The organism is Actinoalloteichus sp. AHMU CJ021 (assembly GCF_002895405.1).
Lineage (GTDB): Bacteria > Actinomycetota > Actinomycetes > Mycobacteriales > Pseudonocardiaceae > Actinoalloteichus_B > Actinoalloteichus_B caeruleus.
The window spans coordinates 1077638-1095831 of record NZ_CP025990.1; the positions used below are offsets into that span (position 1 = coordinate 1077638).

Here is an 18194-nt window from a genome sequence, read left to right on the forward strand (position 1 = left end):
CCCGGCGACGTCAGGACGGATCGACGACCTGGCCGGCCCGGAGGAGGGCGACGGCCCGGGTACCGACGCGGAGCGACCCGGCGGGGCGGGGACCGGCCAGCGGGACCTTCCGACCTCGGGTGGCCACGACGAGCACCGTCTCCGCCGGGACGACCGAGGCGACCGCGCCCAGCATGCCCGCCGTGCCACCCGAGGCGGCCGGGCCGAGCCAGTCGGTGCGCTCCCCGTAGGGGACGTCGGTGACCACGATGTCGGGCGGACCATCCCGGAAGCGGTCGGCCACGGCGGGCGCCGGATCGAAGGCATCAGCCGCCAGGACCGTCACCGGTACGTCCCCGCCCTCGGCGAGACGGGCCCGCAGCCGCAGCGCGGTGTCGGCCGTCTCCCGGTAACCGGGTTTGCCGTGCCGCTCGGCGAGGGCCCGCAGCTCGGCCGCGCGGGCGGTCAGGCCCCGGTCGCTCAGCAGAGCGAGGTTCGCCCGGGCCAGGGACAGCGCGCGCTCGTCCAAGTCGGAGGCCACCACGGCGGAGAGGTCAGCTCGGTGCAGGAGGCCGAGCACGGTCAACAGGTAACCACTGCCGCAGCACGGGTCCCACACCGTCACCGGTCCGGACCGACCCCGCAGGGCCACCGCCCGTTGGAACACCTCGGAGGCCAGGCGCACCGGGAACGCCGGTAGCCCCGGTGCCGACCGGAGCACGGCCCCGCTGGCGAGGTCCTGGTAGTTCTCGCGGGTCACCGCGTGCTGGTAGCCCACGGCCGGTCTCCTCCCACCTCGAGGTTCGGCGTGCGGTCGTCCTGGTGGGAGCCGTCACCTCGGAACGCGGCGGGTGGCACGCCCCGGCCGCCCGAGGCGCGGGCCTGGGCGGGCACCGCCCAACTCCCGCCGCCGGCCCGGCCGGCCGACGCCCCCGGGGCGTCCGAGGGCCGGGGTGGGCGTCCGCGGCCCCTCACCGTGCTCACCGTGCTCGCGGTGCCCGTGCCCGCTGCCGCGCGGCCTCGTAGAGCGCGACGCTGCCCGCGTTGGCGGCGTTCAACGAGCTGGCCGCACCGGTGATCGGGATGCGGACCAGCACGTCGCAGGCCTCCCGCCACGCCGCGCTGAGGCCGGTGGTCTCGTTGCCCACGAGCAGCAACGTCGGACCGGTGAGGTCGTACTCGTCGATGTCCACCGTGCCGTGCTCGTCGGTGCCGACGACGGCGAGCGGCAGCCCGGTGTCCCGCGACGATCCGACCCACCTGGCTACCTCGCGGTGGCTGGGCGATCGGACGACGGGCAGGGAGAACAGCGATCCGGTGCTGCCGCGCACCGACCGGGGGTCGTAGGCGTCGGCGGAGTGCCCGGTGGTGATGAGACCGGAGGCGCCGAAGGCATCGGCCGACCGCACCAGGGCACCGATGTTGCCCGGGGTGGAGGGGCGGTCGAAGACCACACCGAGGAAGTCCGGCCCGGTGACCAGGCGGTCGAGGTCGTCGGGGCGCTGTTCGACGACCGCCACCAGCTCGGGGGTCTCCTCGGCTTTCTCACCGAGTTCGCGGAGCAGGTCCGGGGCCATCGCGACACGCTCCGCGTCGACGCTCCCCAGCAGCTCGCTGGCCCAGCGGGAGAGCCGTCGCTCGTGGTCGAACAGCAGGCTGCGCACCCGCCAGCCGTGCTCGACCGCGAGGGAGATCGGGCGAACGCCCTGCACGACGAACTCGCCGGCCCGTTGCCGCTTGGTGCGGTTGGTGAGCAGGGCCTGCCACTGCTGGAAGCGTGCGTTGCGGGTGGTGATCCGCAGCGGTTTCGCCATCTCGCCTCTCCGTGCGACGCCCCCTGCCGGGGCGGAAGGGATGTCGGTGGCCCCAGGGGGCTGGTGCTCCGGGGGCCGGGCGGCCGGGACGACGGGTCAGGGACGCGGCGCCCGTTGCTCCCTGGCCGTGGCGTAGAGGCAGACCGCGGCGGCCGTGCCCAGGTTCAGGCTCTCCGCCGCCCCGTACAGGGGGACGCGGACGGTGGTGTCCACCGAGGCGAGGACCTCGGCTGGCACCCCGTGGGCCTCGCTGCCGAAGACCCACGCCGTCGGTCGCCGGAGGGTGGTGGCGACCTCCTCGTCGTGGAGGTCGGCGTCGCCCTTCCCGTCGGCGGCGACCAGTCGCAGGCCCGCCGCCCGGCAGGCGCTCGTCACGGCGTCGAGATCGCGGGACCGAGCGACCGGCAGGTGGAACAGGCTTCCGGTGGACGCCCGGACGCACTTGCCGTTGTGCGGGTCGACGGTGTCGCCCGCGAAGACGACCGCGTCGGCACCGGCGGCGTCGGCCACCCGGAGGACCGTGCCGGCGTTGCCCGGGTCCGCGATACCGGCGAGCACGGCGACCAGCCTCGGCTGACCGTTCAGCGCGGCTCGGAGCGGAACCTCCACCAGGTCGCAGACCGCCACGATCCCCTGGGGGGTGACCGTCTCGGACAGACCGTCGGCCGCGCGCTCGGTCAGCGGGCTCACCGGGACCCCGGCGACGTGGGCCGAGGCCACCAGCTCGGGATTGCGCCCAGAGGCCGGGTCGGTGACGAAGAGCTCGTGCACCCGGCCCCCGCCGTCGGCGGCCCACCGGAGCGCCTCGCGGACCGCCTGCGCGCCCTCGGCCAGGAAACGGCCGGCCCGCTCCCGGCCGGTCCTCCTGGTCAGCCGCCTCGCGGCGACGACCCGGGGCGTTCGTTCCGTGTACCGGATCGAAGCGTCCCCGGGTCGTGGTCCGATGTCACCCGTCTGGCGGGCGCCGGTGTCCCTGCCGGTCAGGCGGCTTCCTCGGCTGCCGGGGTGGCGGGCAGGTTGGCCTTGGCGACCTCGACCAGCGCGGTGAAGGCGGCCGGGTCGCTCACGGCGAGCTCGGCCAGGATCTTCCGGTCTACCTGGACATCGGCGAGCTTCAGGCCCTGGATCAGCCGGTTGTAGGTCAGGCCGTTCTGACGAGCGGCCGCGTTGATCCGGGTGATCCACAGCTTGCGGAAGTCGCCCTTGCGCGCCCGCCGGTCCCGGTAGGCGTAGTTGAGCGAGTGGAGCACCTGCTCCTTGGCCTTGCGGTACAGCCGGGACCGCTGGCCGCGGTAACCGCTGGCCAGTTCGAGAGTCGTGCGGCGCTTCTTTTGGGCGTTGACCGCCCGCTTGACGCGTGCCACGGTTCCGTCCTGTCGATCTCTCGGAGCGGCATGACGCCACTCCTGGGGGTCTGGGTCAGTGCTGGTTGCGGTGCCGCGCCGTCCCGTCCGCCGCCCGAGGCGGGGTCAGGTGGCGCGGAGCACGCCGGTCCGTCTCAGAGACCGAGGAGCTTCTTCACCTTGGGCACGTCGTTCTTGGCGACGACGGCGGTGCCCTCCAACCGGCGGGTGAGCCGGGTCTCCTTGCGCTCCAGGAGGTGGCGGCGGCCAGCGCGCTCGCGGCGCAGCTTGCCGGTACCGGTCACCCGGAAACGCTTCGATGCACCGCTGTGCGTCTTCTGCTTCGGCATGTCCGTCCTCAATCGTTCGTCCCACCCGGGTGACCGAGCGGGTCAGCGGCGATCCGGCAGCCCGGGGGCTGCCGGACCACGCTGGGCGTGCCGGCGCGCTCGGTTACTCCGAGTCGCCCTTCGCACGCGTCGGCTTGGCGTTCTTGTGCGGGGCCAGCACCATGATCATGTTGCGGCCGTCCTGCTTCGGAGTCGCCTCCACGAAGCCCAGCTCGGCCACGTCGTCCGCCAACCTCTGCAACAGTCGGAAACCCAACTCGGGCCGGGACTGCTCACGACCGCGGAACATGATGGTCACCTTGACCTTGTTCCCCTGTCCGAGGAACCGGGCCACGTGACCCTTCTTGGTCGCGTAGTCGTGCGGGTCGATCTTCGGCCGGAGCTTCTGCTCCTTGATCACGGTGAGCTGCTGGTTGCGACGCGACTCGCGTGCCTTCTGCGCGCTCTCGTACTTGAACTTGCCGTAGTCCATGAGCTTGCAGACCGGCGGGCGTGCCTGCGGTGCGACCTCGACGAGGTCGAGATCCGACTCACCAGCCAGGCGGAGGGCGTCCTCGATGCGGACGATCCCGACCTGCTCGCCGTTGGGTCCGACCAACCGGACCTCCGGCACGCGGATGCGGTCGTTGATGCGCGGGTCGGCGCTGATGGGGCCTCCTCGGTTCGTGCTCTTCGTACGTCTGCGGCCGGGGCCGATGGCCGCACCGTGAACGCCAGAAAGCCCCGGTGCTCACACACTCGGGGCCCGCGTTCCGACCGGTCCGCGCACGCACGGCGCACGCTCCCGCGTCCGACGCGGGAAGCCGGATCCCGTGCGGACGTGACGTCCGACGGCGATCCGGGGACCGGACCCGTCCACCTCGCGGCGATCCGGGTGGGAGCGGTGCTCCACTTGCCGCCCCCGCTGACGCGGAGGCTGGTCGCACGTGTCAGGGTACCAGCCGTGAACGAGCACCAGCCAGCAGACTCGGACGCCGAGCAGGACGTCCGCGAACTCTCCACGATCCCCAGCGTCGAGGTCATCAGCCGCGCCGCCGTCATGCTGATGTCCGCCGCCGCCGAACGGCTCGGGCTGGCCGACGAGGACCCGGAGCGGAGCGAGCTGCGGGACCTCGACGAGGCCCGCCGCCTCATCACCGCGCTGGCCGGGCTCGTCACCTCCTCGGTCGAGTACCTGGGCCCGCACGCCGCGTCCATGCGCGACGGGCTCCAGGCCCTGCAGAAGGCGTTCCGCGAGACGTCCCCTCACCCGGACGCGCCCGGAGCGGGCCCCGGGGAGAAGTACACCGGGCCGGTGCGCTGACCGGCTCCTCGTCGAGGGGGCGCTCGGCGCGCCCCCGCCTCGGGTGCCGCGTCACCCGGGTGGCGAGACGACGGGGGGTCGGAGTGGCCGGCCGCCACCACGGCCGGCCACCCGCGCCTCAGACGCCGGCCGGTTCGCGGACGTCGAGGACCTGCCGCAGGAACGTCGCCGTGTGGCTGTCGGGGTTCACGGCCACCTCCTCCGGGGTGCCCTGCGCCACCACCGTGCCACCACCGGAACCCCCTTCGGGCCCCATGTCGACGATCCAGTCCGAGGTCTTGATGACGTCGAGGTTGTGCTCGATGACGATCACCGTGTTCCCCTTGTCGACCAGTCCGTTGACCACCCCGAGGAGCTTGCGGATGTCCTCGAAGTGCAGACCGGTCGTCGGTTCGTCGAGCACGTAGACGGTTCGCCCGGTCGACCGCTTCTGGAGCTCGCTCGCCAGCTTGACGCGCTGCGCCTCGCCGCCGGAGAGGGTGGGGGCCGGCTGGCCCAGCCGCACGTAGCCGAGCCCCACGTCGACAAGGGTGCTCAGGTGCCGGTGGATCGCCTTGATGGGTTCGAAGAAGTCGGCGGCCTCCTCGATGGGCATGTCGAGGACCTCGGCGATGGTCCTGCCCTTGTAGTGCACCTCCAGCGTCTCCCGGTTGTACCGGGCGCCCCGGCAGACCTCGCAGGGCACGTAGACGTCGGGCAGGAAGTTCATCTCGATCTTGATCGTGCCGTCACCGGCGCACGCCTCGCAGCGGCCGCCCTTCACGTTGAACGAGAAGCGGCCCGGCTGGTAGCCCCGGACCTTCGCCTCGGTGGTGGCGGCGAACAGCTTCCGGATGTGGTCGAAGACGCCGGTGTAGGTGGCCGGGTTGGACCTCGGCGTCCGCCCGATCGGGGACTGGTCGACCTGGACCAGCTTGTCGACCTGGTCGAGCCCGTTGACGCGGGTGTGCCGCCCCGGAACCATCCGGGCGCCGTTGAGGCGGTTGGCCAGCACCCTCGCGAGGATGTCGTTCACCAGGGTGGACTTGCCCGATCCGGACACCCCGGTGACCGACACCAGCGCCCCGAGGGGGAACGAGACGTCGATCCCCCGCAGGTTGTGCTCCCTGGCGCCGACCACGGTCAACTTCCGCCGCCGGTCGATCCGGCGCCGCTCGGTCGGCACCGCGATGGTGTGCCGACCGGCCAGGTAGTCACCCGTGAGGGAGGCGGTGTTCTCCAGCAGCTCCTCGTACCTGCCGGAGTGCACCACCCGGCCGCCGCGCTCCCCGGCCCCGGGCCCGACGTCCACGACCCAGTCGGCGTTGCGGATGGTGTCCTCGTCGTGCTCCACCACGATCAGCGTGTTGCCGAGGTCCCGCAGCCGGGTCAGCGTGTCGATCAGGCGGTGGTTGTCCCGCTGGTGCAGGCCGATGGAGGGCTCGTCCAGGACGTAGAGCACCCCGACCAACCCCGAACCGATCTGGGTGGCCAGCCGGATGCGCTGCGCCTCCCCGCCGGAGAGGGTGCCGGCGGCCCGGTCGAGTGAGAGGTAGTCCAAGCCGACGTCGAGCAGGAAGCCGAGGCGGGCCGCGATCTCCTTGAGCACCCGACCCGCGATCATCTCCTCCCGGGGCCCGAGGGTGAGCCCGGCGAGGAAACGGGTGGACTCGGCCACGCTCAGGGCGCACACCTCGGCGATCGACTTCTCGCCGAACTCCGCGTTGTCGAGGGTCACGGCGAGGATCTCGGGCTTGAGCCTCGACCCCTTGCACGCGGGGCAGGGCACCTCCCGCATGTAGCCCTCGTACTTCTCCCTGGCCGCGTCCGACTCGGTCTGCTCCAGTCGACGCTCCAGGAACGGGATCACGCCCTCGAAGGCCGCGTAGTAGGACCGTTGCCTGCCGTACCGGTTGCGGTAGCGCACGTGGACCTGCTCGTCCACGCCGTGCAGCACCGCCTTCTGGACCTTGGCCGGCAACCGCCGCCACGGGACGTCCATCCGGAAGCCGACGGTCTCCGAGAGCGACTCGAGCAGGCGGGTGAAGTACTCGGCGCTCTGCCCGGTGGACCAGGGGGCGATCGCGCCGTCGACCAGCGACCGCTCCTCGTCGGGGACCACCAGTTCCGGGTCGACCTCCTTGCGGACGCCGATGCCGGTGCACGTCGGGCAGGCCCCGTAGGGCGCGTTGAAGGAGAAGGAACGGGGTTCGAGGTCATCCACGGCAAGGGCGTGCCCGTTGGGGCAGGCCATCCGCTCCGAGAACCGGCGCTCCCGGTCCGGGTCGTGCGCCGGGCGGTCGACGAAGTCCAGCACCACGAGCCCGTCGGCCAGGCGCAGGGCGGTCTCCACCGAGTCGGTGAGCCGCTGCTTCGCGGTGGGCTTCACCGACAGCCGGTCGATGACGACCTCGATGTCGTGCTTCTCCTGCTTCTTCAACGTCGGCGGGTCGGTCAGCGAGTGCACGACCCCGTCGACGCGGACCCGGGAGTAACCCTGGGTGGGCAGCTCCGCGAACAGGTCGACGTACTCGCCCTTGCGGCCCCGGACGACGGGCGCGAGCACCTGGAACCGGGTGCCCTCCTCCAGGTCGAGCACCTGGTCCACGATCTGCTGCGGCGTCTGCCGGCTGATCGTCGCACCGCAGGTCGGGCAGTGCGGCTTGCCGGCGCGCGCGTAGAGCAGCCGGAGGTAGTCGTAGACCTCGGTGATGGTGCCGACCGTGGAACGGGGGTTCCGGCTCGTGGACTTCTGGTCGATGGACACCGCGGGGGAGAGGCCCTCGATGAAGTCCACGTCCGGCTTGTCCATCTGCCCCAGGAACTGGCGGGCGTAGGCGGACAGTGACTCCACGTAGCGCCGCTGGCCCTCGGCGAAGATCGTGTCGAAGGCCAGGCTGGACTTGCCCGAGCCGGACAACCCGGTGAACACGATGAGGCTGTCCCTCGGCAGGTCGAGGTCGACGCCCTTCAGATTGTGCTCGCGAGCGCCGCGGACGACGAGGCGATCGGCCACGCTGTGGTCCCTTCACCTGATGATGGATGTGAGAACCGCCGGCCGTCCTCGAGAACGGGTACGGCGATGTCCTGAGTTCGTGTCGTCTGCCCGTGTCCCTCGGCATCGTCGAGCACGATCGGCCCGGCGGCCCCGACCGCGTCGCTGGGCGACCGGTCCGGCCTGGCTGGACCCAGGCAGGGGGCAGACCCGCCCATGCTAGGCGCGGCCACCGACAGAACCCGCCGGAGCGAGCCCGACCCCCGCGGCCCACCTCGGGAAGCGGTCACACATGGTGATCACGTCGGACCCCAACGAGGCGTCGCCCGCCGGCGTCGACCCCGGCCAGCCGGGCCCCCTCGTCGGACGATACTCCTGCTGGCGTCCACCACGCCGCGAGACGACGGTCACGGTCCGTCACCCAATTGGGCGATCTACCCCCTGTTCGTGTGAGGCCACGCCCCCCGCAGCGGGTCTAGGCTGGTCCCCACAAGCGGGCACCAACCCCGGTAGGGGGCGAGATGAACGCATCCTCCTCGGCTCCGGCCGCCGGCTACTGGACGGTGACGGCGGCGCAGACGGGCGACGACCAGGCCAGCGCCGCCCGCCGCGCGGCGGCGGGTCGGGCGTTGTTGGCCGAAGCGGACCGCGCCCTGCTGCGCACCGTCATGGACCTCGACGACGCGGCGGTGGCCGGTCCCAGTCGGGTTCCGGGGTGGACGAGGGCACACGTGCTCACGCACCTGTCCCGGCAGGCGGACGCCGCCTCCAACCTCCTGCTCTGGGCCAGGACCGGCGTCGAGCACACCCCCTACCCGAGCCTGGACGACCGCGACGCCGACATCGTCGAGGGGGCCGACCGCTCCTGGCGGCTCCTGGTCGAGGATGTCCTGGCCTCCAGCCAGCGGTTCGCCCACGCGGTGGCGAACCTGCCCCCGGAGGCGTGGGCGGTGCGGCTCACCGATGACGACGACCAGCCGCTCCCCGCCGAGGAGGTGCCCTGGCTGCGGTTGTGCGAGGTGTGGATCCACCTCGTCGACCTCGACTCGGGCCTGGACTTCCCGGACGTCCCCGAGGCGACGTCGGTCGCGCTGGTGGAACACGTGATGCGCCGCCTCACCCACCACCGGGACACGGAACCGCTGGTCGTCGTGGCCGGGCTGCCGGACGGCTCCCGGCACCGCTGGCACGTCCCGGGCCGGGAGGACCTGCCCGCGCAGGAGGTCTGGGGGCCCCTGCCCGAGATGCTCGCCTGGCTGGCGGGCCGGTCGGAGGGCCGAGGCCTCACCGGGCGGCTGCCGGCGCTGCCCTCCTGGTTCTGAGCGCTCACGCCCACCTGCCCGGCCCCCGCTCGCGCTGGCACGAGGAGCGGTGGTCCGCGCTGCGCGGCCATCGGCGACGTCGCGCCCTCGTCCCGGTGCGCTCCCCCCTCGGAACCCCGACGCTCGGGACCCGCTCCGCCTGGCGCCCTGCCCGAGAACGATCACGGCGGGTCAGGGCCGGCGGGCACCCGCGGTGCGTCGGGGAGGCCCGTGCGGCCGAGGGATCACACCGGGTCCAGGCGGGCCCTGAGCAGGCAGAACTCGTTGCCCTCCGGATCGGCCAGGACATGCCACGGCTCCTCGCCGGTCTGGCCGACATCAGCCGGACGGGCACCGAGCCCCAGCAGCCGTTCGAGCTCGGCGTCCTGGTCGCGGTCGGTGGCGTTGACGTCGATGTGCAGCCGGGCCTTCCCCGGCTCCGGCTCGTCCCGGCGGCTGAGGATGATCGTCGGCTGCGGACCGCCGAAACCCTCGCGCGGCCCGATCTCCACCATGTCGCCGTCCTCGCGGTCGAGCACGACGAAGTCCAGGACCTCGCACCAGAACCGCGCCAGCAGCTCGGGATCGCGGCAACCGAGGACGATCTCGCTGATACGACACGCCATGGCGGGACCTGCTCTCGAGACGGGGGTCGGAGGGGCCGCGTTGGGTGCGTGGCTCCCCGAGGCGGGATGATCTCGCGCCGACCGTAACAACCCGACCCGGCGCCGGCGAGAGGATTTCGAGCCCCTTCCCGGTCACAGCGCCGGCCGGGCCTCGACGTCCCAGGGCACGACCCGAGCCGGCCCCGGCCGGTGTGAGCCGTCCTCGACCACGCCCGGGCCCTGGTCGACGCGGCGCTCCTCGCGGCCGCGGTCGGCGGGTCGGCCGGGATCAGCCCCGGTCCGACCCAGGGCCAGCCAGTCGCTGCCCCACCGACTCCGCCCGCCCCGCGCCCTCGTCGGCCCGTCGCGACCCAGCTCCGTCCCGCTGGGTGACGGCGGATTCCACCAGGTCGTCAACCGACCGGGTGGGCTCACCCCGCCCCGGTCGCTCGTGCTCGCCACCGAGCCCGTTGCCCGGGTGGTCCGTTCGGGAGCCCTCGGCCTCGGCGCGCCCGCCGGACGCGGGGGCCTCGGCCGCCGGCACCGGGGCGGGACCGGAGGAACCCCGCCAGGAGCGCAGCAGTTCGGGCAACCGGCGGGTCAGCCAGCGGTGCGCGGGACGTTCCACGAGCTTGGTCAGGAGCCAACCCAGCAGGATGGCCTGGGCCACCACCGCGGCCAGCCGCACCCAGGAGCTGGTGACACCGCTGGTCAGCAGCACGCTGGACAGCAGGTAGCCGACCTCCTGGTTGAGCAGGTAGACGCCGAAGGAGATGCCGCCGATCCAGCGGATGGGCCTGGCGAAGGTCATCAGGACGGGGTTGTCCCAGTCCGGGCCGCCGGCCGCCAGGGAGATCAACACCAGCAGCACACCGAAGGCGACGGTGGACGCCAGGTCCGCCGAGTGCGCCTCGTGGGCGACCAACAGCACGCCCAGCAGCGCCGTCAGGTGCCAGCCACCCAACCGGCGACGGCTCCAGAACCAGATCGCGGCGCCAGCCGCGAACAGGTGCGCCCGGTGGAGGCCGAGACCGTCGAAGAGCAACCGGAACCACTGCGGGCTGTCCGGCGTGTAGAGGAGGCGCAACCCGAGGGGGACGAGCACGACGGCCCAGATGAGGGCCGGCGCGTGCCAGGTGTTCCACCGCCCCCGGGGCCAGAGGAGCGCCGCGGCGGTGAAGGCCATCAGCTGCACGGGCAGCGTCCAGTAGGCGCCGTCGACGTAGTGCACCGACGGCAGCCACGACTGGAGGAGCAGCAGGTTGCCGGCCACGTCCCACGGCGTGGGGACGTACCAGTCGGCCGGCGCGAGCGCGGCGAAGGCCGCCCAGGTGAACAGCACCGCGACCACGTAGGCCGGCAACAGCCGGGCGACCCGGTTCCACCACCACCGCGGGGTGTTGCCCCTGCGCACCGTCTCGCAGACGAAGAACGCCGAGATCGTCAGCAGCGTGGCCGCGCCGATCTGCAACGAGAACCGGAAGGGCGGGTCGCCCAACTCCGGGTGGTTGATGGTGACCTGGTGGGTCGCGTGTTGGAACACCACCGCGAGCACGGCGATGACCCGCAGCACATCCCAACTGATGCGGCGCGGCGACCTGGTCGTCTTCACTCCGGTGTACTGCACGGGCCCCCTGGGGTCGGGGCGGCCGACGGGCACGGGTGGCGCCCCGGCTGCCGTGGAACGGAACGGATGCGGCGACGGGCTGTGACGGTCACCGCTCACACCGAGTTAACGGTACGGACCGAGGATGATCCTTTCCAGGAAGACAGCCGGGCATGTGCGGCGTCTCTCGGTGCGCCGGCCACGCGCTGTGACCGATCCCGCGACGTGGCCGCGCCGCCAGCCGGGAATACGCCGGTGGTTAGGCTTGGCTTCGTGGAGCGCTCAGAGGACTACACGGGTCACGTCGAACCGGGGGGCGCCGAGTCCGTGCGCACCCTCGCCGCCCTGGTCATCACCAAGGTGTCGGTGGGCCCGATGGACAACAACGCCTACCTGCTCCGGTGCCGGGAGAGCGGTGACGCCGTCCTGATCGACGCGGCCGACGACCCGGAGCGGCTCTCCGACCTCATCGGCCACGACGACGACCGGGCACGGCTGCGCACCATCGTCACCACCCACCGGCACCGCGACCACTGGCGGGCGCTGGGAGCGGTGGCCGGGGCCTACGGCGTCGACACCGCCGTGCACCCGGAGGACGCCGCTGACCTGCCGGTGCCGCCCGACGTCCTGTTGGAGCACGGGGACACCCTGCCCGTCGGCCGGTGTGAGCTGGAGGTCATCCACCTCCGAGGCCACACGCCCGGATCGATCGCCCTGCTCTACCGCGACCCCGAGGGGCACCCGCACCTGTTCACCGGCGACTCCCTCTTCCCGGGCGGGGTCGGCAAGACGCAGTCGCCCGCCGACTTCCGGTCCCTGATCACCGACGTCGAACAGCGGATCTTCGACGTACTGCCGGACGACACCTGGGTGTACCCGGGGCACGGGGACGACACCACCCTCGGCGCGGAACGCCCCAAACTCGGGGAGTGGAGGGAACGGGGCTGGTGAGTCCGGCCCGCCTCCTGCCAGCCCGGTAGCGGGCCGCGTGGCCCGCGACCGAATTCGGGACGTGCGAACCGGATCACGAGGTGCGTCGTCGGGGTCACCGGCCGACCGAGCTCCACGAGCGCGGTCCTCGGCGCGGGTTCCGCCGCTCCGCGCGACGGGGATGACGGCCGCGAGACCGGGTACTCCCTGGCCATGACGTCTGATGCGCCGAGGAGGCCACGACCCGCCGCGACGGTGACGCCGTGCGTGGACGGGCCGTTGCTGCTCAGGGGTGACTACGAGTTGCTCACCCCCGAGGGGGAACGGATCGAACCCGGCAGGCGGACGGTGGCGTTGTGCCGGTGTGGGCGGTCGGCGATCAAGCCGTTCTGCGACGGCACCCACGACTCGACCCGGTTCCGCGCCTCGGGGGACCGCGAACGGCCGCCGGGTCGGTGACCGGCGGCCGAGCCCGCCGCGTGCTCGACCCCAACTCCCCCTGACGGGCCAGCGGCCCGCCGTCTGACGGGTTCGTGCCCGGGGCGGGCGCGGCGCGCTGGTCACGGTTCTGGCCACCGGCTGGGTGGGGCCGCGAACGGCGCGGCCGGGAGTCTGGCGCGCTCCACGGGCCGGGCGCCTCGTGCGCCCCGTCAGCCGGGAAGGGGCGCGTCCCGGCCGTGGCCTCCCGGTCCGCCGCTGGGCGAGCGGCTCACGACGGGATCTGCTGGTCAGCCAGCGGTCGCTCCGCCGGGCGCCCCGGTGCGGGCCCGGGGTCAGGGGTGGACGGCGACCGGTGCGTACGGACCCACACCCGAGGCCGAGCGCAGCGTCGGGACGCCCTGCCGCCACCGGCTGAGGGCGAACTCGCCGAACTCCGCCTCCAGCCGCAGGTAGCAGGCGGCGCCGAAGAGGATGTCCCCAGCGGCGTCCGGCCGGGCGAGGGCGTGGCTCCCGCACAGGTCGTTCGCCGCGACCTGCTCGTGCACGGCGTCCGCCTCCACGTGCTCGTCGAAGTACTCGACCGCCTCCGGCGAGCCGCCCAGCCTGCGCAGGCCGCCCCCGATCCGGCGGTTCGGCAGGGTCGAGGTCATCTCGAACGCGGCGAGGTGGCCGAGGGTGGCGCCGAGCCAGCGCCGGTGGAGGCCGAACAGGTGCATCAGGTTGCTCGCCGCGAGCATCACGGCGGGCGCCTCGTCGACGTAAGCGCCGTAGGCGTCGGACAGGCCCAGTTCACGCATCGTGACCCTGAACAGCTCGGCGTGGATCCGCTCGGGGTGCCCCCCGCCGTACTCGTCCGCCTGGATCTCCACCAGGGCACCCTTGGTGCGGCCGTCCAGGCGCGGCAGGGCCCAACTGTGCGGGTCCGCCTCCTTCAGGTGGTAGACCGACCGGTGGATGAGGAACTCGCGGAACTGCTCGAGGGTGGCCTCCCGCTGGAGGAAGCTGGCCAGCGGTGGGCCGTCGGAGTCGGCGATCAGCTGGCGGAGGGCGGCGGGGACGTCCCTGGGGGCGGGGGGCTCCGAGAAGGGGGCGAAGGGGAGCAGGGCGGTTTCCCAGTCCCGTTCGACTCCCGCGCGCCACCCCAGCAGTGCGGGGTTCCACTCCCATCCGTCGTCCACGTCCTCGAAGCCCCGGTAGTGGAGCTCGTAGCAGACCCACAACGCGAGCTGGAGGTCGTCGTCGTGCCACGGTTCGTCGGTGGCGGCGCCCCGTGGGGGGAGGGAGACCCGCTCGGCGGGGGACTGGCGCAGAACCTCGATGACCGCGGCGCTCAGTGGTCCCCTGGCTGGGGGAAGGCGCATGTCTCCTCCTGGCGTTCCCGGGCGTCCCCTCGCTCGCTCCCACGCGCGGCGGGAACGGGGAGGGGCGCGTCGTCGTCGAACGGGCCCTTCCGCCGCTCGGGGTACCCGGGCGGCGGCGCCCCAACCCGACCCGGGACGGGATGACCCGGGCTGGTGCGGGTCTGCCCTTCCTGGCTGGCGCGGTTGAGGCGGGAGGGCTCGGGTATCCCACACCCGGCCAGCAGCGCAAGGGCGGTCGAGCGGCGTGGTCGCCCCCGAGGAGGTCGTCGCGATGAGAGCGGTTCAGTACACGGAGATCGGTGCTCCCCCGGTGGTGGTCGACGTCCCGACGCCCGAGCCCGGGCCCGGGGAGGTGCTGCTGCGGGTCACCGCCGCCGGCGTGTGCCATTCGGACATCACCGTCATGGACTGGTCGGCCAGCGAGTACCCCTACCCGCTCCCGTTGACCCTGGGCCATGAGGGCGCCGGGGTGGTGGCGGCGGTCGGACCGGGCGTGGAGTGGGTGACCGAAGGCGAGTCCTGCGTGGTGTACGGCCCGTGGGGGTGCGGCACCTGCCGGAAGTGCACGGTCGGGAAGGAGAACTACTGCCTGCGCGCGGACCGGTTGGGCATCCGACCTCCTGGTCTCGGCGCGCCCGGCGCGCTGGCCGAGTACCTGTTGGTGGACGATCCCCGGCACCTGGTCCCGATCGGGGACCTCGATCCGGTGCGCGCGGTGCCGCTGACCGATGCCGGCCTCACCCCGTACCACGCCATCGCGCGGTCGGCGTCGAAGCTGGTGCCCGGGAGCACGGCGGTGGTGATCGGGGCCGGTGGTCTGGGGCACCTGGGCATCCAGATCCTGCGCGCCACGACGTCCGCGCGGGTGGTGGCGCTCGACGTCAGTGAGGAGAAGATGGCACTCGCCCGCGAGGTGGGGGCGCACGTGGTCTTCCCTTCCGACCAGCGGGCGCCGGAGGCGGTGCGCGAACTGACCGGGGGCGGCGCCGACGTGGTGCTCGACTTCGTCGGTCTGCCCGCGACCGCCGCGATCGCCGCCGCCTGCGCCGGCGTGGAGAGCGACGTGGTGCTCGTCGGTGTGGAGGGCGGGTCCGTGGAGGTGGGGTTCGGGACCCTGCCGTTCGAGACGACGGTCACCGCGCCGTACTGGGGCAGTCGGGGGGAGCTGCTGGAGGTGCTGGACCTCGCGCGGTCGGGTCAGGTTGAGGCCGAGGTCGAACGGTACGGGTTGGAGGAGGCGCCGGCCGTGTACGAGCGGCTGCGGGCTCGGCGCATCCGGGGTCGAGGGGTGATCGTGCCGGGTGGGTGACGTGGCCGGGCCGGCGTCGGGGTCCGTTGGTGGGTTACCGCTGGTCGAGTGCGTGGTGCACCCAGACGTTCGGCTCGACGTAAACGGCGAGGTCCCAGTCGAGGTTGACGTCGACTGGGACGAGGGCTCCCGGCACCTCGACACTCCCGGTGCTGTCGAACGGCAACGCGGTCCACTCACGCCACTGCTGGAGGTTGCCCGCGATCGTCATGGAGGCGGGGCAGGTTCGGAGCAGTCGTCCTCCCGCTCGTGCGTGCACGCGTAGCCACGGGTCGGTGGGCAGGCCATCGTCCCTCGTCTCCCTGGCGTACTCGTCCATCGCCATGTGCGGCCGAAGGTGCTTGTGGGTGGGCCGAACGGGCGCTACCAGGTCGTGGAAACCGAGCCGCCGGCAGTTGTCCGCGAGCATCGCCAGCAGGCGGGGGGCCAGCCCCCTGCCCTGCGCGTCCGTGCGGATCGAGATCTCGAGGGCGCTGACGGAGTTCGGGGTGATGCCCTCCCGGTCCTGGAGGAACGCGGTGCTGAGGACCCAGTCCCACCCGCCGGGGAGCAGTTCCTCCGGGTCCTTCCCCTTCCAGTGGAAGGGAACGCTGAGCACCTTGGCGACCGGGTCGTCCCCGTCGAACACGATGAAGAGGAACTCCGGGAACCGGTCGACAGCCAGGTCCACGAAGGTGGTGACCGGGTCGTAGTCGATGAACGTCGGCCACCCGCTGTCCAGTTTCCACAACACCGACTCGAGCTCGGGCCGTTCGGCCAGGGTCACCGCACGCAGGTTCATCCCGCGAGGATGCGGACAGCGACCCGGCCCTGTCCACCGAATTGTTGGTGACGCCGCACGGCACGCCGTCCGATGGTCCCCTGGGCGCGCGGTGGGCGAGACCGGGTGGGTGGGAGGCTCCGAGCTGGAGCGAGCGGAACCATCCCGGTCGGCGGCCGCTCACCGACTCGTGCCGGTCCGCCACGCCTCGGGGTGGCCGCCGGTCGGGGACGCGCGGTGGCGGCGCTGCCGGAGTTCGGTCACCGCGAGGACCAGTGCGGCCAGGACGAAGGCGACCGCGCACAGCATCGCCACGGACAGCGCGACCGGCCATCCGCCCCGCGCCGTGCCCACGGCGCCGTGCAGGGCGGCCGAGAGCACCGCCGTCCCGATGGCGGTGCCGATGCGCTGCCCGGTCTGGAGCACTCCCCCGGCAACCCCGGCGAGGGTGCCGGGGACGCATTCGAGGGTGAGCGTGGTGTTGGGTGAGATCACCGCACCTCCCCCGATGCCGGCCACCAGCAGGGGACCCGCCATCGCCAGTGCCAGGTGGTCGGTGGGGGCGAGCGGGGCGATCAGGGCGACGGCGCCGAGGCCGAGCGCGACCAGGACCAGGCCCGTCACGGTGAGGCGGCGCCCCCAGGTGGGCACGAGTCGGCCCGCCACCACGGCGGTCACGGCCGAGCCGAGGGCGAAGGGGGTGACGGCGAGCCCCGACTCCAGCGCCGAGTAGCCGAGGCCGGTCTGGAAGAAGACCGCCAGCACCAGCCAGATGCCGCTGAAGCCGCAGAAGTACACGGTGGCCAGGGCGACGCCGGTGGCGTAGCCGGGGGTTCCGGTGAACAGCCGGAGGTCCAGCAGCGGGAGCCGGCCGGCGGCGGCGACCCGCCGCTCCCACCGGAGGAAGAGCAGGAGGGCGAGAGCCGAGACGGCGAAGAGCCACCAGAGGCGGGCCAGGCCGCCGTCCTCGGCCTGGACCAGCGGCAGGAGGAACGTGAACACCGCGACGCCGAGCAGCGCGGCGCCGACGAGGTCGAGCCGCCGTCCCACCGCGCCGCGGCCGGTGTGCCTCGGCAGCAGGCGCAGCGCGGCCACCAGCGTGAGCAGGGCGATGGGCACGTTGACGTAGAACACCCAGCGCCATCCGGTGTCGGCGCCGAAGAGACCGATGATGACCCCGCCGAGGACAGGTCCCACCGCGGTGGAGATCCCCACGGTCGCCCCGAACATCCCGAAGGCCCGACCGCGTTCCGGTCCCCGGAAGAGGTCCTGGATGAGGCCCGTGTTCTGCGGGGTCAGCAGTCCGGCGGCGGCTCCCTGGAGGAGTCGGGCCGCGACGAGCACGGCGATGTGGTGCGCCGCGCCCGCGAGGGCGCTCGTGACCGCGAAGGCGCTGATGGCGATGAGGAACATCCGCCGGCGTCCGACGGCGTCGCCGAGCCGGCCGCCCGCGACGAGGGTGAGGCCGAAGGTGAGGGCGTACCCGGAGACGACCCACTGGACGTCGGCCGGGGAGGCCGCCAACCCCCGTTGGATGGAGGGCAGGGCGACGTTGACGATGCTGACGTCGAGCAGCCCCATGAAGCCCGCGCCGAGGGTGATGCCCAGTGCTCGCCAGCGTCGGGGGTCGGGCTCGTCGGTGCCGCCGGTGCGGCTCGGCTCTGGTCGCACCCTTCGGAACTACCCCGGCCGGGGACGCACCTACCCCGGGGCCGGTCGGCCCCGCCCTGCCGTGGTGCGCTCCGATCCCGGAGCAGCGGGCGCGGGGAGGCCGGTGGCCGGTGGGCGGGGCGAGACGGGGCGCCGTCCGGCCCCGGCCCCGCCGTGCGGCTCGGTCGGCCCCGCCAGCCCCCCAGTCGCACCGCGGGCGGGCGTCCACTGGACCGTTCGGACGATCGGGTGAGCAGAACGCACGACGGCGGACGGCCCAGCGCCGAGCGGTGTCGTCGACGACCGACGAACCCGAGATCTTGTAGGTTTCTCACAAACATGCTGACATCGCCAGTCGAGCATTGATCGCCCCAGAAGGCCGGGGTACGCTTTCGTTGCTTCCGGGAGCATTTCGAGGAATAACGGCGGAAAAGAACGCGGAATAGTGCGCGAACGCCGTTCCACACG

The 18194-nt window shown here is 72.9% G+C and carries 17 protein-coding genes; 5 read left to right on the forward strand and 12 right to left on the reverse strand.

Annotated features, from left to right (window positions below):
- Nucleotides 1-10: 10 nt before the first annotated feature.
- The 6 genes from C1701_RS04110 to infC all read right to left on the reverse strand — a co-directional run bounded on the left by C1701_RS04110 (nt 11) and on the right by infC (nt 4183).
- Nucleotides 11-757, reverse strand: coding sequence for an rRNA methyltransferase (locus tag C1701_RS04110; RefSeq protein ID WP_103055569.1), 747 nt, complete (start codon nt 755-757; stop codon nt 11-13).
- Between the two features lie 202 nt (nt 758-959).
- On the reverse strand, nt 960-1793 hold the full coding sequence (locus C1701_RS04115) for a TrmH family RNA methyltransferase (protein ID WP_026418445.1): 834 nt from the start codon (nt 1791-1793) through the stop codon (nt 960-962).
- A 96-nt stretch (nt 1794-1889) separates the two neighbouring features.
- Nucleotides 1890-2711, reverse strand: a complete 822-nt coding sequence (locus C1701_RS04120; protein WP_081715370.1) for a TrmH family RNA methyltransferase — start codon at nt 2709-2711, stop codon at nt 1890-1892.
- Between the two features lie 62 nt (nt 2712-2773).
- Nucleotides 2774-3157: a 50S ribosomal protein L20 gene (gene rplT, locus C1701_RS04125; RefSeq protein ID WP_016700250.1), complete on the reverse strand. Its 384-nt coding sequence runs from the start codon at nt 3155-3157 to the stop codon at nt 2774-2776.
- A gap of 134 nt (nt 3158-3291) precedes the next feature.
- Nucleotides 3292-3486 (reverse strand): 50S ribosomal protein L35, encoded by a 195-nt coding sequence (gene rpmI / locus C1701_RS04130; protein WP_026418443.1) that lies wholly within the window; start codon nt 3484-3486, stop codon nt 3292-3294.
- Nucleotides 3487-3589: 103 nt separating this feature from the next.
- A complete protein-coding gene (gene infC, locus C1701_RS04135; protein ID WP_081715358.1) occupies nt 3590-4183 on the reverse strand; it encodes a translation initiation factor IF-3 in 594 nt (197 codons plus the stop codon).
- A gap of 246 nt (nt 4184-4429) precedes the next feature.
- Here infC and C1701_RS04140 point away from each other — a divergent pair, with 246 nt between their 5' ends.
- Nucleotides 4430-4789 (forward strand): DUF1844 domain-containing protein, encoded by a 360-nt coding sequence (locus C1701_RS04140; RefSeq protein WP_051313845.1) that lies wholly within the window; start codon nt 4430-4432, stop codon nt 4787-4789.
- Between the two features lie 118 nt (nt 4790-4907).
- Here C1701_RS04140 and uvrA read toward each other — a convergent pair whose 3' ends face one another.
- Entirely contained in the window at nt 4908-7784 is a 2877-nt protein-coding gene (gene uvrA / locus C1701_RS04145) for an excinuclease ABC subunit UvrA (RefSeq protein WP_026418441.1), read from the reverse strand.
- Nucleotides 7785-8284: 500 nt separating this feature from the next.
- On the opposite strand from uvrA, the gene C1701_RS04150 reads away from it, so the two are divergent.
- Nucleotides 8285-9085, forward strand: coding sequence for a maleylpyruvate isomerase family mycothiol-dependent enzyme (locus tag C1701_RS04150; RefSeq protein WP_051712811.1), 801 nt, complete (start codon nt 8285-8287; stop codon nt 9083-9085).
- A gap of 224 nt (nt 9086-9309) precedes the next feature.
- Here C1701_RS04150 and C1701_RS04155 read toward each other — a convergent pair whose 3' ends face one another.
- Together C1701_RS04155 and C1701_RS04160 are read right to left on the reverse strand one after the other, a co-directional pair.
- Nucleotides 9310-9690 carry a VOC family protein gene (locus C1701_RS04155; protein ID WP_026418440.1) on the reverse strand — a complete coding sequence of 127 codons (381 nt, stop codon included), beginning with the start codon at nt 9688-9690 and terminating at the stop codon, nt 9310-9312.
- Between the two features lie 268 nt (nt 9691-9958).
- Nucleotides 9959-11281, reverse strand: coding sequence for an acyltransferase family protein (locus tag C1701_RS04160; protein WP_337662133.1), 1323 nt, complete (start codon nt 11279-11281; stop codon nt 9959-9961).
- A 267-nt stretch (nt 11282-11548) separates the two neighbouring features.
- Between C1701_RS04160 and C1701_RS04165 the strand changes: the two genes are divergently transcribed.
- Together C1701_RS04165 and C1701_RS04170 are read left to right on the forward strand one after the other, a co-directional pair.
- On the forward strand, nt 11549-12226 hold the full coding sequence (locus C1701_RS04165; RefSeq protein WP_026418439.1) for an MBL fold metallo-hydrolase: 678 nt from the start codon (nt 11549-11551) through the stop codon (nt 12224-12226).
- 192 nt (nt 12227-12418) lie between these two features.
- Nucleotides 12419-12664 (forward strand): CDGSH iron-sulfur domain-containing protein, encoded by a 246-nt coding sequence (locus C1701_RS04170; protein WP_030106531.1) that lies wholly within the window; start codon nt 12419-12421, stop codon nt 12662-12664.
- A 314-nt stretch (nt 12665-12978) separates the two neighbouring features.
- Here the strand turns inward: C1701_RS04170 and C1701_RS04175 are convergent, their stop codons facing one another.
- Entirely contained in the window at nt 12979-14007 is a 1029-nt protein-coding gene (locus C1701_RS04175; RefSeq protein WP_103055571.1) for an iron-containing redox enzyme family protein, read from the reverse strand.
- A 271-nt stretch (nt 14008-14278) separates the two neighbouring features.
- Between C1701_RS04175 and C1701_RS04180 the strand changes: the two genes are divergently transcribed.
- Nucleotides 14279-15316 (forward strand): NAD(P)-dependent alcohol dehydrogenase, encoded by a 1038-nt coding sequence (locus C1701_RS04180; RefSeq protein ID WP_026418436.1) that lies wholly within the window; start codon nt 14279-14281, stop codon nt 15314-15316.
- A gap of 34 nt (nt 15317-15350) precedes the next feature.
- On the opposite strand, the gene C1701_RS04185 is transcribed toward C1701_RS04180, so the two are convergent.
- Together C1701_RS04185 and C1701_RS04190 are read right to left on the reverse strand one after the other, a co-directional pair.
- A complete protein-coding gene (locus C1701_RS04185; protein ID WP_103055572.1) occupies nt 15351-16097 on the reverse strand; it encodes an N-acetyltransferase in 747 nt (248 codons plus the stop codon).
- A gap of 159 nt (nt 16098-16256) precedes the next feature.
- Complete coding sequence (locus tag C1701_RS04190; protein WP_030225746.1) at nt 16257-17747, reverse strand: MFS transporter; 1491 nt, start codon at nt 17745-17747, stop codon at nt 16257-16259.
- Between the last annotated feature and the right edge of the window lie 447 nt (nt 17748-18194).

Bases quoted from the DNA above. Each gene is read 5' to 3' on its own strand.
- C1701_RS04115 (WP_026418445.1), bottom strand. From the start codon at position 1,793: ATGGCGAAACCGCTGCGGATCACCACCCGCAACGCACGCTTCCAGCAG.
- rpmI (WP_026418443.1), bottom strand. From the start codon at position 3,486: ATGCCGAAGCAGAAGACGCACAGCGGTGCATCGAAGCGTTTCCGGGTG.
- C1701_RS04150 (WP_051712811.1), top strand. From the start codon at position 8,285: ATGAACGCATCCTCCTCGGCTCCGGCCGCCGGCTACTGGACGGTGACG.
- C1701_RS04155 (WP_026418440.1), bottom strand. From the start codon at position 9,690: ATGGCGTGTCGTATCAGCGAGATCGTCCTCGGTTGCCGCGATCCCGAG.
- C1701_RS04170 (WP_030106531.1), top strand. From the start codon at position 12,419: ATGACGTCTGATGCGCCGAGGAGGCCACGACCCGCCGCGACGGTGACG.
- C1701_RS04175 (WP_103055571.1), bottom strand. From the start codon at position 14,007: ATGCGCCTTCCCCCAGCCAGGGGACCACTGAGCGCCGCGGTCATCGAG.
- C1701_RS04180 (WP_026418436.1), top strand. From the start codon at position 14,279: ATGAGAGCGGTTCAGTACACGGAGATCGGTGCTCCCCCGGTGGTGGTC.
- C1701_RS04185 (WP_103055572.1), bottom strand. From the start codon at position 16,097: ATGAACCTGCGTGCGGTGACCCTGGCCGAACGGCCCGAGCTCGAGTCG.